The organism is Nitrospirota bacterium (assembly GCA_016214855.1).
Lineage (GTDB): Bacteria > Nitrospirota > Thermodesulfovibrionia > Thermodesulfovibrionales > UBA6898 > UBA6898.
This window is the reverse complement of sequence record JACRMT010000016.1, coordinates 89924-102374: the sequence shown is the minus strand read 5'-3', so window position 1 is coordinate 102374 and position 12451 is coordinate 89924. Positions and strand designations below refer to the sequence as shown.

General features: G+C 49.6%; 12 protein-coding genes and 2 tRNA genes. 2 read left to right on the top strand and 12 right to left on the bottom strand.

Annotated elements, in window-relative coordinates:
- Window positions 1-54: 54 nt before the first annotated feature.
- The 10 genes from HZB62_13785 to HZB62_13740 all read right to left on the bottom strand — a co-directional run bounded on the left by HZB62_13785 (window position 55) and on the right by HZB62_13740 (window position 8645).
- Window positions 55-285: a hypothetical protein gene (locus tag HZB62_13785; GenBank protein MBI5076219.1), complete on the bottom strand. Its 231-nt coding sequence runs from the start codon at window positions 283-285 to the stop codon at window positions 55-57.
- 88 nt (window positions 286-373) lie between these two features.
- Window positions 374-1408: a RelA/SpoT domain-containing protein gene (locus HZB62_13780; GenBank protein MBI5076218.1), complete on the bottom strand. Its 1035-nt coding sequence runs from the start codon at window positions 1406-1408 to the stop codon at window positions 374-376.
- A 102-nt stretch (window positions 1409-1510) separates the two neighbouring features.
- A complete protein-coding gene (locus HZB62_13775; GenBank protein ID MBI5076217.1) occupies window positions 1511-1930 on the bottom strand; it encodes a DUF86 domain-containing protein in 420 nt (139 codons plus the stop codon).
- Window positions 1923-2504: a nucleotidyltransferase domain-containing protein gene (locus HZB62_13770; GenBank protein MBI5076216.1), complete on the bottom strand. Its 582-nt coding sequence runs from the start codon at window positions 2502-2504 to the stop codon at window positions 1923-1925. The genes HZB62_13775 and HZB62_13770 overlap by 8 nt, the downstream gene beginning before the upstream one ends.
- A 134-nt stretch (window positions 2505-2638) precedes the next feature.
- Window positions 2639-3010 carry a hypothetical protein gene (locus tag HZB62_13765; protein ID MBI5076215.1) on the bottom strand — a complete coding sequence of 124 codons (372 nt, stop codon included), beginning with the start codon at window positions 3008-3010 and terminating at the stop codon, window positions 2639-2641.
- Entirely contained in the window at window positions 3007-3297 is a 291-nt protein-coding gene (locus HZB62_13760; protein ID MBI5076214.1) for a hypothetical protein, read from the bottom strand. Before HZB62_13760 ends, HZB62_13765 begins: the two co-directional genes overlap by 4 nt.
- Window positions 3298-3447: 150 nt before the next feature.
- Window positions 3448-5682 (bottom strand): vitamin B12-dependent ribonucleotide reductase, encoded by a 2235-nt coding sequence (locus tag HZB62_13755; GenBank protein MBI5076213.1) that lies wholly within the window; start codon window positions 5680-5682, stop codon window positions 3448-3450.
- 363 nt (window positions 5683-6045) lie between these two features.
- The gene (locus HZB62_13750; protein ID MBI5076212.1) at window positions 6046-6312 is read right to left on the bottom strand and encodes a cell division protein ZapA; all 267 of its coding nucleotides are present in this window, start codon (window positions 6310-6312) and stop codon (window positions 6046-6048) included.
- A 7-nt stretch (window positions 6313-6319) separates the two neighbouring features.
- Entirely contained in the window at window positions 6320-6538 is a 219-nt protein-coding gene (locus tag HZB62_13745; protein MBI5076211.1) for a hypothetical protein, read from the bottom strand.
- A 139-nt stretch (window positions 6539-6677) separates the two neighbouring features.
- Entirely contained in the window at window positions 6678-8645 is a 1968-nt protein-coding gene (locus HZB62_13740; GenBank protein MBI5076210.1) for a transglycosylase SLT domain-containing protein, read from the bottom strand.
- 108 nt (window positions 8646-8753) lie between these two features.
- Between HZB62_13740 and HZB62_13735 the strand changes: the two genes are divergently transcribed.
- The gene (locus HZB62_13735; GenBank protein ID MBI5076209.1) at window positions 8754-10607 is read left to right on the top strand and encodes a TIGR04442 family protein; all 1854 of its coding nucleotides are present in this window, start codon (window positions 8754-8756) and stop codon (window positions 10605-10607) included.
- Here the strand turns inward: HZB62_13735 and HZB62_13730 are convergent.
- A tRNA-Cys gene (locus HZB62_13730) sits at window positions 10586-10661 on the bottom strand. The two genes, HZB62_13735 and HZB62_13730, sit on opposite strands and share 22 nt — an antisense overlap.
- 117 nt (window positions 10662-10778) lie before the next feature.
- Window positions 10779-10853: transfer RNA gene (locus HZB62_13725), tRNA-Gly, on the bottom strand.
- A 117-nt stretch (window positions 10854-10970) separates the two neighbouring features.
- On the opposite strand from HZB62_13725, the gene trpE reads away from it, so the two are divergent.
- Entirely contained in the window at window positions 10971-12443 is a 1473-nt protein-coding gene (gene trpE / locus HZB62_13720) for an anthranilate synthase component I (protein MBI5076208.1), read from the top strand.
- The last annotated feature ends 8 nt before the right edge of the window (window positions 12444-12451 follow it).

The window sequence follows — 12451 nt, the reverse complement described above, 5'->3', positions numbered from 1 at the left end:
TCCCTCCACTTGAGGTAAGGGGAGGTGAGGAGGGGTTATTTATTGTCTCTTTCCTTATTCACAAAACGGCGCAAGGATGTAACAGTAACCCTCTGGATCTGTCTGCGGCTCATAGTCAGGGTCACCATCAACTTTATATTCGCTCAGCAAGATCTCTTTCCTGATCCGCTCGAAGTGATAGGAAACCCCATCGATCTGGAGCGAGCCAACTTCCCGCCCGTCATCCATCTCCAGCGGAATTTCAATAACATCACTGCCAGACCGTATCGTCGCTTTTTCTTTCATAACCGTTCTATTCCCGTAACCTGTCAAGGTGTAGACCTGACACTTTCTAGCACTTCCTAAAAGAGACTTCTCGGCCTCATATTTTGTTTTATTTTTCTCCTTCTTCGCCTTCCATAGTGGAAATAAGCTTTCCCACAGTTCCGGCTGGTAGCCTACTTACTTTCTCAAAAAATCCCCATCTATCTTCTTTGCTAAATTCAAAATCAAGCATTTTTCTTATAATGACCTGTATCGAGAAATCTATTGCGTCAGGCGCTACATCGGGTTCAGCATCACGGATTATTTTGAAGGCGACTTCCTTAAGTTCAAGAACCTTCGTCTTCTGCTTATTTAGAAGATTTCGAAAGTCCTTCACTGTCTTCACTTCAAAGAGGAATAAATCGGCCAATATGCTACTCATATTTTCATCCAACGCAAAACCCTTAGAATCCGGGAATTCTTCATTAAGTATCTTTGAAAGCAAATCTACATTGAGAGTCTCTAAGGAATCACTAATATCAGCCTTTATTAGATACTCTTCTTTCTGATTCAATAAGCGATCATACTCCTCGTCAATTAGCTCCAAGAGTGCAGCCATTCTGCTGAGAGGCCGCAGAAGATCCTTGCCAACATCTTTTCTCTCTTTGTAATTCATATAGTGAGAGGCAGCCGCCCATAAATGTTGTGATAGCGTCCTAACTTGAATTTCTGCAATTAGATTGCCAAACTTGTCAAAGATGTCAGGCATACAAGCAGCCCGTTTCAAACGTACCTCATAATGCACAGATTTATATCCAAATTGATCATCTTCATGAAATATGTATTTCTTTTTCTGAATCTCGAAATGTGCTTCAATTGAGGAGCATATTGGATCGATATACCTTTTAAACAATAAAGCAATCCTGATTCCGGCTAAATCCTTTACCTGCGCTAAGTGTTCGGGAATTGTAGACGCAAATTTTAAGTTGCGGATATTTTGTTCAATTGAATCAAACCCTTTAACCCGTTGACTAATTTCTGCTATTTTTGTCACACCATGATTTTCAAGTATTGTCTTAAGCTGATTACTAATTTCTTTTAAAAAATCCGTATACAGGACACGGCTGGATTCGTAATCTTTTCTGAGCTGTTCAATGGTAATCACCTAAAATACTTCTACTCCGGCCCTTACTACATTGTCCAGGACTCCCTTTAAGTCCTTAATCCCAATCTTAATCTTTGTGACTTTATTGCTCACAAGCGCATCCTACAATCCAAATTTCTTAACCACTGCCCTGCAGAACGAATCAAGGTCTTTGCTTTTTTTTTGCCATACCCTGTGGACGATCTTCAGGTCGATCTTTTCGTATTCATGCACGATCCTATTTCTGAACCCTGCCATCTGGATCATCTTCTTCGACAGCTGCGGGCCGATCACTTTTTTCTTTGTCATGGTCTCGAATATCGCTGCCTGAGAGCCCGGAACTTCCCATCCGGCGTCGCTCAGAATATGCGCTGCTATATCGCTGCATGCCTGAATAGCCTGGATTAGGTTGAAGAGTATGATACTTTGGAGGTCACTGTCTTTCTGGAATGCTGCAATCCCTGGATCTTTTCTGGCCCTTATTGCTCCAAGGTATATCTCGATCTTTTCTATTTTTCTCAATACGAGAGGTCTATCAACCATTGTTTGCCCTCCTGATGCGCTTTGAAACCCCATTGAGGCAGATGTCCTGAAGTGGTTTGAAATCAAGGTATTCGATTATCGCCCGTTCAGTAAAGTGGACCCTAAGCTTTCGCTTTCTGTCAAAGAGGACTTTCCCGGTTTTCAGCACCTGATACTTAAGGAAGGTAGGCGCAGTGTTCAGGATCACGATATCAACAGGCCGCAGCGAAAAGGAAGGAGACGCTGCATAATAGCGATTTTTCAAAGACTCAAAGTTCTTTCCCTTCAGCTGTGATTCGTCGATCAGTACGGCGATGTCGATATCGCTCTCGGCATTAACCTTATCCCTGCTGAAGCTGCCGAAAAGATAAAGGGCCGAAACTTCGGCCCTTTCCCTGAAATACCGCTTTATCCTTGTTAAATCCTCTATGGGATCCACGTTGTTATGCGCACTTGGTAAAGCCGCAGCTATGGCAGACCGCGCAGCCGCCTTCGTGTTCGACCGTGCCGCCGCATTCCGGACACTGGCCGATAAAGACGTTCTCTCTATGGTTCTTGTCGCCGCCGCTTTATTGCTTACTAATCTCGCTTTCACTTACCCTCCACTGAACACTACAACTTAAAATTCTTCACCACTGCCCTGCAGTATGCATCAAGGTCTTTGCTGATCTTTTGCCATACCCCTGTGGACGATCTTCAGGTCGATTCTTTCATATTCATGGCCAGCAGTCATACCGCTATTTCCAACGCTATCTGATCGTAACTTATCACGGGCGCTGTCTTGCGCTTGTCCTCCCTGATCTCAACCAGGCCGATGCGTACAAGATACTTCACATCGTCAGCAACATTTTTCACGTCCCTCTTTGCCATCCTTGCAAGTTCATTAATGGATGAAGGCTTTTGGGTTTTGACGATATGCAACAGCTCCAGCCGCTTGGGGGTCAGAGCTTTTCTGAACGATTCAAAGCTTGTGAAATTAATCTCAGGATCTCTGACAGGCTTTAGCCTCTCTCCCCTCTCGATGGCCTCTCCGGCCCTTACTACATTGTCCAGGATTCCCTTTAAGTCCTTAATCCCGACCTTGATCTTTTTGACCTTCATAGTTCACCTCTTTTAAACTTCTCCACGTCGTTGTAGAAATCTGTTACCAAATCACGAAGACTGACATAACGATATACATTTGTTGCTTCATAAATATGCCGGTGGTCTCCCTTTGCTTCAGCGTTGTCATATCCAATAACCCTGATATCATCAACGATATAGACGAGCGAGTATTTGTACCCATGTGGTTTGTCCTCTGTCGGTGCAGGCAATTGCCACATCTTAACCTCAATAGTGTTGCCCAGCTCATCAAAGCCCTTTTCATAAAGAATCAGGTGGGCTTTCATATTGGTATGATATACCTATGATATAGTCCGGTCAATCGAATAATAAGTGACAAGCCGCCTCCCCTCTGTTGACCCGTTATCCTCTGTACTCAACTACAAAGGGCTGAACAGAGGTTCAGCCCTTCGCGATTCTCTATATCGAATGATTACCTATGCGCACTTGGTGAAGCCGCAGCTGTGGCAGACTGCGCAGCCGCCTTCGTGCTCGACTGTGCCGCCGCATTCCGGACACTGGCCGATAAAGACATTCTCTCTATGGTGCTTGTCGCCGCCGTTGCCGTTGCCCTTGGTCCCCTTTTCCATATACTTTTCGAGGGCCTTTGCTATGGCATCAGAGCATGAGGTGATCTTGCCGCCGTTTGCCCAGGTCTGGTTGTGGCAGGTGATGCCCTTGAGCTGCTTGATGATCACGTCAGGCTCGATGTTGGAACGGAGCGCAAGGCTTACCAGTCTGCCGATCGCTTCTGCCTGGCTTGAGGCGCAGCCTCCTGCCTTGCCCATATGCGTGAAGAGCTCAAAGAGATGGCCGTTTTCATCCTCGTTCACGGTCACATAGATCGTGCCGCAGCCGGTGTTCATGGTGCGGGTCTCGCCGATGATCGCATCAGGCCGCTTTCTGGGGACGATCTTTGTCTCTGTCGGCTGAGGCTCTGCCTGCTTTGCCCCTGTCTTGCCGGTCGAGAGCACCTGCTCATCGCGTGAGCCGTCGCGGTACACGGTCACACCTTTACAATTCTGCTGGTACGCAAGCAGATAAACATTCTCAACATCCTTGGGCGTTGCACTATGGGAGAAGTTCACGGTCTTGGAGACTGCGTTGTCCACAAACTCCTGAAATGCCGCCTGCATGGCAACATGCTCGACCGGCTTGATGTCGTGAGCAGTCACAAAGACCGCCTTTACATCCTCGGGTATCTCGTCAAAGTCGTGGAGCGAGCCCTTGTCCGCTATCTTTTCCATCAGGTCCCTGGACCAGAATCCACGCTCCTTTGCCACCTTCTCAAAATACGGGTTGATCTCAAGGAGCTTGGTGCCCTCCATGACGTTCCTTACATAGGAGACGGCAAAGAGCGGCTCAACGCCTGATGAGCAGGTAGCGAGGATCGAGAGCGTGCCTGTAGGGGCGATCGTCGTGACGGTTGCATTCCTGATCTTCATCTTGCCGTCATAGATGCTCTCAGCATAATTCGGGAATACGCCCCTGTCTTCAGCAAGTGCAGACGATGCGTTTTTGCCTTCTTTCTGGATAAAGCCCATCACCTCTTTTGCGAGTTCTATGGCCTGGGGGGAATTGTACGGGACGCCCATCATGATCAGCATGTCAGCCCAGCCCATGACCCCAAGGCCGATCTTTCTGTTGGCCCGCGTCATCTCGGCGATCTTCTGAATAGGATATTTGTTCACGTCGATCACATTGTCGAGGAAATGTACTGACTTCCAGACCGTCTTCTTCAGCTTCTGATAGTTGACCTTGCCCTCAGTTACCATCATCGAGAGGTTGATCGAGCCGAGGTTGCAGGACTCATACGGCAGAAGCGGCTGCTCGCCGCAGGGGTTTGTTGACTCGATCTCCCCGACCTTTGGCGTGGGGTTCGAGGCGTTGATCCTGTCGATAAAGACAATGCCGGGTTCGCCGTTTTTCCAGGCATGGTTGACGATGAGGTCAAAGACCTCGCGTGCCTTGAGCGACCTGACCACGTTCTTTGTCCTGGGATTGACCAGTTCATAGTCTGTATCGTCCTTGACCGCCTGCATGAAACGGTCGGTTATGGCGATCGAGATGTTGAAGTTGTTGAACCGGGAATTGTCGTCCTTGGCAGTGATGAAGTTGAGGACATCAGGATGGTCAACACGGAGTATCCCCATGTTTGCACCTCTCCGGGTGCCGCCCTGCTTCACCGCCTCGGTTGCCGTGTCAAATACGGTCATGAACGACACGGGCCCTGATGATACGCCTTTTGTGGAGCCGACAATATCGCCGCCTGGTCTGAGATTCGAGAAGCTGAAGCCGGTGCCGCCGCCTGACTTATGGATGATGGCAGTGTGCTTTACCGCATCGAATATGGACTCCATGGAATCTCCGACAGGAAGCACAAAGCATGCGGAGAGCTGGCCTAACTTTCTTCCGGCATTCATGAGTGTTGGGCTGTTTGGGAGAAAATCGAGGGAGGTCATCATGTGATAGAACTCTTCTTCGAGCAACAGGACATCAGCTTCCGACTTCCCGTACATCATATCAGCGCGCGCAATGGTCTTTGCAACCCTCCTGAAAAGGTCCGCTGGTGCTTCGACGACCTTGCCTTCCTCGTCTTTTTTCAGGTATCTCTTTTCCAGGACCTTTAATGCATTTGGGGTAAGTCCGATCGCTGCCGCTGTGCTCTTCATAAGATGGTTCCCTCCCGGTGGTAATGCTAAATTATGTCGAAAAAATGGCTGTTTATTGCCAAAAAACAGGATGTCTGCTCTTGATGATACTGCGTTATTTTGCCTCTATATTTGAACATCAGAACCTTAAATACAATGGTCATAAAAAACTACATCTTGTGTTTGACTTAAGAATTTAACCACAACATATGGTATAAGTCAAGGCCAAATGAAGACTGTTCTGAACCCTTTGATTTTAATAACTATTTCCGGTGAAATCGGTGTTCATCATTTGTTGAGAGGACGACTAAGCCGCATGAATGGCTGAGCCGGTTATAGCGGAAAAATAAGCAAGGAGGTATTGCCGAAAAAAAACGATGCGGATCAGTCGAAAAGACCGCTGAGGGCGTTGGTCTTTTCCTCTATGGTCTGTGCTGCTCTGTCGTGGTCATCCCTCAGTCTCTGCAGCTCGTCAGCGATATTGAGCGATGCAAGAATGGAAGCTTTCAGGGGGGTTATATTTGGATTGCCAGCGTGGATCTCCTGAAGTTTTTCCTCCACATAAGCGGCAAGTTTCTTGATGTATTCCTCCTGGGCATCACCCTTGATGGTGTATTTCTGTCCGAGGATGCTGATTTCAACGCTGCCCACAGCTGTATCAGATCTCCAGGGTTTCGAGCTCCTCAAGAAGCTCTTCGACCTGGCTCTTGATCGACGTCTTTTCGTCCTTCAGAGATTCTACCTCCCGGTTTTTGCCGTCAAGAAGGGATTCAAGCTCCCTGATCTTATTTTCGAGGGATATCTTCTCCTCTTTCAGGGCCTTGACCCTTTCTACTGCTGTCGCTATTTTTTCCTCGAGGTTTTTTAGTCTGTCCACGGGTGCTACCTCCTTGCTGATAAGAGCTGGTGTTTCCCCTGCGCCGGGTGATGATGGAGCCAGAGGATCATCATCGAAAAGGGATGCCTTCCATGCCATTTGTTACGATACCAGATGCGCCGGTTTTGTGTCCATATTACTATGTCTTTCCGAGGATGATCTCGATTCCTTTGTCATCTCCCTGCTCAGCCAGCCCGGCCCGCCTGTATTGAAAATAGCTGGTGAGCACTTTTTTGACGTAATTTCTCGTTTCGCTGTAGGGAATGTCTTCGATGAATTCGTCGACAGAGCGGTAATCAAAGCGCTGCTGCCATGACCTTACCGCGAGTTCGCCTGCATTATATGCGGCGAGCATATGAGCCAGGGAATGGAATTCGTCCAGCAGGGACCTCAGGTAAAAGCTCCCCAGCAGGACATTGTTCTTCGGATCGGTAAGCTGCGAGGGCCTGTGAATGCCGAGCTTGAGGCTTTTATCAAGGCGGTATGCTGTCTGGGGCATGAGCTGCATGAGCCCGTATGCTCCTGCAGGAGATTTTACCGCCTGATCGAACCGGCTCTCCTCCCTCATGACCGAGAGGATGATGAAGGGATCAAGATTGTTTCGCTTTGATGCCTGTTCTACCTTGTCCCAGAAGGCGAGCGGGTACCAGAAGCGATGCATTTTTTCCGAGTAGGGGATCTTTGTTGTGAGGCCGATGGAGCGTCTGAATTCGCCCAACTCCTGGAACTTGGCTGCGTTGTACATGAGATCAGGCAACGAGGCAGTATGCCTGCTTGATGCTGCGAGCTCGGCAACCGCCTCTTCCCGCATGCCCAGAGAGATGAGCGCCTCCACCCTCTCGTTTGCCCGGGTCTTCCCTGGTGTGCTCTCGGGCAGATTCAGCGACGAAAGCCGGGGGATTATCCGGCGGCTTCGGGCATATGCCAGCACTACATAAAAATTGTTGTTGTCCGCTGCGACAAGCCCTGCATAAATGTGCGATGCATCCTTGTTCTGTGCCTCCATGCTCCTGGCCTGCCAATACAGATATTTCGGATCATCGTATTGGGCATGGAGCCTGGAGAAGGTATCTTCCGACTGCTGGTAGTCCCCCGAAAGGTACTGTGTCCACCCGATGCCCCAGAGTGCATCTTCTGCGTCAGACGGATAGGTCTTCAGCACGTCCTGGTAGATCTGTAATGCCCGGTTAAAATCCTTTTCTCTCCTTCTGTCAGCTGCAACCGTGACCAGAAGAAACCCGGTCTTCTTATCATTCCTGTCCGCGAGTGTGTTCAGTGCCGCTTCAAAGCCTTTTTTATCACCTGCACGGTACAGGGAACGGGCTTTGTAGAAGAGGTCGTTAACCTTTTCATAAAGCTCTGCTGCCTCCCGGTATTTCTTCTGTTTGAAAAGGGCATAGGCGAGGTTCCTGAGGATTTCCTGCCGGTGTTTTCCCGAGCATACTGCAAGCGCCTGCTTCAGGTCGCGCTCAGCTTCCTCAAAATCATACTGTTTGATAAGATTTGCGGCCCGCTCAACAATGTCACCCGTCGTGATCTGGTCCGGGCCCAGTTCGCTGCGTGCAGCAGCGGAGAGATAGCCCGCTCTGATATAGAGCTTTTTGAAGACCGCGGCTGCCCTGTCCTCGCGGCTGTTCTTCTTCAGCAGCTTCCCATAGACATAATATGTTTCATCGTCCTCCGGGAAATCCTTCACATAGGTCTCGTAAAGAGGCAGCAGTTCTTCGCCGCTGATATCTTTTTCTTCTCTGAGCTCAGCCATTCTTGCCTTTTTGCGCAGAGGAGAGGACGGATACTTGTCGATCAGTGCCTGGAGAGTTTCTCTCGACTTGCCATGCTCTCCGAGATTGTGGTACGCGTCGGCAAGATAGATCATCGCATAGTCCTCAAGAAGAGCAAACTCCCTTTGGGCGATGAGAAGATTGGGCACTGCCTCGCTGTAACGGCCGGCAGCGAGATCTTTCCTGCCGTTTGCCAAAGCTTCTCTGCCTCCGGAGTCCCCTGCCGAGACAGAGATAAGGACAGACAACAGGATCAGCGCGCAGCATGCGGGAAGGGTTATCTTTGCTGTGGAGCAGCCATGCATATTGTGGTGATGACGGTTCATAATTACCTGTATTTATAATAGATAAATCGCGGCCTTTCAGCAACTTATCAGCGAGCGTTCCGACGCCGGAATTAGAATAAAACAGGAGCCCTGTGGTATATTTTCACTATGATCAAAGACCTCAGGCTCCACGGCAGTCATGGTCCGGTGGACTTTTTTGCCCTCATCTCCGGAGCAGACACCCTCAGCACTTATTTCTATGAAGAAGAGACTGCACGTATCCGCTTTTTTTCCCGCGGCAATGAGTTTACGATCTCTGAAACAGGGGTAAGCTACCGGGGGACAGGCGGCAGCTTCTGCGAATACATGTTCGGCGTGGAAAAGCCCCTTGCAGACATGGAAAAAGAGGATGTGCTGAACAGGCTCATCATGTTCGGCGCTTTTATGGATGAAAGCGAGAGGGTCATTTTTACCAATGACACTGAGGGCGGAGAGACCTTTTATCGTCTTTTTCTCCAGGGACATGCGGTCGCGAACTATTACTTCCTGATCGCGTCAGAGTCTGACGGCGACCACAAGAAACGGCAGAAGCAGGTGCTCAGGGCTGTCGGCAAGTTTCTGAAGCGCACGGATATCTTGTCACAGAACAAGGATACCGAGCTGCTTGAGAGGTTCTGTTCCGAGCTGGGGGAGAAGAAGTCCATGGTCTTCATCTTCAAGCTGATTCACCGGGCGAACAGTGAATACTACAACGCCTTCAGGAGTTTTTATTTCAGGAACAGGGGGATCACCTCTGAGGAAGAGCTCTTCCTGAACGAGATCGTGTCGCAAAACGGGATCGACCACTATCAGCAGGAGCGGATGAAGATCGATGTCATGTACCGGCATCCGGATAATAAGCTGGTTGTTGATGAATATCGCGATATTCTTATCAAAGGTGCTGCTGACGATACCCTTGACGCCTCAGGTCATGCCCGTCTGAACAGGCTCAGGACCCTGAGCATCAGAAATAACATCCCGGTTGTGCTCTTTGACACGCTTGACGATCTTCTTCTCAAGGACAAGAAAGTGCTTGAGGTGCAGGAGCAGGAATATCTGAAAGAGTCGCGCGCCATTCTTGAGAACCTCTTTTTCAAAGACCCTTCCCTGAAGCAGCATATCATCAAGGAGGACATTGTAAGGCTCATCCGGGCAAAACATATTGCGTACTCGCAGAATGACCGCGGCTTTGAGCAGGTGCTGCTTGACATCGGCAAGGCCTGTGATGAGCTTGCGCGGGAGACCGACGACTTCAGCATCTTCGAGGAGTTCAGCTCCATCATCACCTATTTTGACCGGTATGATAATGTCCAGGCGCTTCTCAGCCAGATGTCCTTTATGAAGAACATCGAGTTCAGGGAGGAATCGCTCAGAAGCCTTGTCGGCAATAAAAAGGAATTTGACCGTCTTGACAGCGAGCTTTTCAGGGCTGTTTTTATTACCGACCTGATGGACAACAAATATATCACGGCATATGGCAGGCGCAAGCTGAAGCTGGTGAACAAGGGTGTTGAGAATATTCAAAACGGCGAGGCCTCATACAAAGATGTTATCGCAGACCTCACGGCGCTCACGGATGAAGAGAAGATCTACTTTGAGACGCATGCCGCGCTCAAGGAGCGGATGAGAAGCTTTTTCCCCGGTCTTGAACTGAAAGCAGTCAGAAACCATATCCGGGAGGACATTGCAAAAGAGCTGGCGGACAAGGGTATGACCGCGAAGATCCCGGCCCGGCTTTTTGAAAAGGTCTTTCTCGACCTCCGCAAGGAATCGGTCTATCTGAACCAGATCCTCCCTCAGGTGATACAGAACAGCGATTATGCGTTGCGGGAGGACTTTCTCCAGAACAGCGGACTGGACCGCTTTTATGTTGAGTCCCTTGAGCAGGAGTATTTCGAAGAGAAGGAAATGGACATTGCTCTGCTTGAGGCGATCAGGGAAGGGAGAGCGGTGAAGGGAGTTGGAGGCGGCGAGCGGATTTGAACCGCTGAATAACGGTTTTGCAGACCGTCCCCTTAACCACTTGGGTACGCCGCCGTGTTTGACAAAGTAAGCAGTAATAAGTAAGCAGTGGAAGAAAAAAGGACTTTATGTCTGTGTTGTGCCTGCTGCTTACGGCAGCCACTTCTGGTGCTTAGTGCTTACTGATTTTTATGGAGCGGGAAACGGGATTCGAACCCGCGACCCCAACCTTGGCAAGGTTGTGCTCTACCACTGAGCTATTCCCGCATGCAATGCTTTACGAAAACTCTGTCATAACCAGAGGGCATTCTTAACTTATCAGTGAGGAATGCGCTATAATTACGACGTTAGAGATACTAATTTAAAAAGGAAATTTTTGTCAATATGCTCTATCCTGATTTTGCAGAATTTGAGGGGCTTTCGCAGAAGGGGAACCTGATCCCGGTGTATCGGGAGATCCTCGCCGATACATACACACCGGTGACCGCATTTCTGAAACTCGGCGGCTCTCCGTCCTTTCTGCTCGAGAGCGTTGAGGGCGGTGAGAAATGGGCGCGCTATTCATTTCTTGGCTCACGTCCTGAAAAAATCCTGAAAGGCAGGGGCCGGAGGGTAGAGATCCTTGAAGGGATGAACCCGCCGCGGATCATCGAGACCGAAAACCCTGTCGATGTCATCAAGGCCGAGATCATGACCTATCGCCCTGTTGAGGTGAAGGGTCTGCCCCGTTTTTTCGGCGGCCTTGTCGGGTATATCGGGTATGACATGGTCAAGTTCTTTGAGACGATCGAACTGAAGGCCAAGGAGGGCATCGGCCTGCCGGATTTCTTTCTTATGCTTACTGACACCATGCTTGTCTTCGACAGTCTGAAGCAGAAGATCAAGGTGGTTTCGAATGCTCATGTTGACGGCAGGGACCTGAAGGAGATCTATGCAGAATCGGTGCAGAAGATCGATGAGATCATCAGCAGGCTGAGAACTCCTCTGCAGGGAACAGATGCCGGCACCCCGGAAAAGGAAACCGGTTTTGTTTCGAATATACCCAAAGAAGGGTTCCTTTCTGCCGTAGAAAAGGCCAAGGAATATGTGATGGCAGGCGACATCGTCCAGGTGGTTCTGTCTCAGCGGTTCGAGCGGTCTTCGCAGGTCGATCCCTTTGATATCTATAGGGCGCTGCGGGTGATCAACCCTTCGCCGTATATGTATTATCTTGACATCGGTGAAGGCAAGATCGTGGGATCGTCGCCCGAGATCCTGGTGAGGGTCGAGAACCGGAAGATCGTACTCCGTCCTATCGCAGGTACGCGGAGGCGGGGAGAGACCGACACGGTTGATAAAGAACTGGAAGAGGAATTAAAACGTGATCCCAAGGAGATCGCTGAGCATATCATGCTGGTCGACCTGGGAAGGAATGATGTGGGACGGGTGGCAAAGGTCGGCTCTGTGAAGGTTACGGACCTGATGGCAGTGGAACGGTACAGTCATGTGATGCATCTCGTATCGAATGTTGAGGGAGATCTTGAGGACGGACTTGATTCTTTTGATGTGTTAGGCGCCTGTTTCCCTGCAGGTACGGTGAGCGGCGCTCCCAAGGTGCGTGCCATGGAGATCATAGATGAGCTTGAGCCTGCGCAGAGAGGACCCTATGCCGGGTCTGTCGGCTATCTGAGCTATTCGGGGAACCTCGATATGTGCATTACGATCAGGACGCTTGTGATCAGGGACAATAAGGTCTATGTCCAGGCAGGCGCAGGCATTGTTGCAGACTCGGAGCCGGAGAAGGAATACACGGAGACGGTGAACAAGGCAAAGGGCATGATGAAGGCCGTTGACATGGCCGAAGAAGGATTGGATTAGAAAAGCCG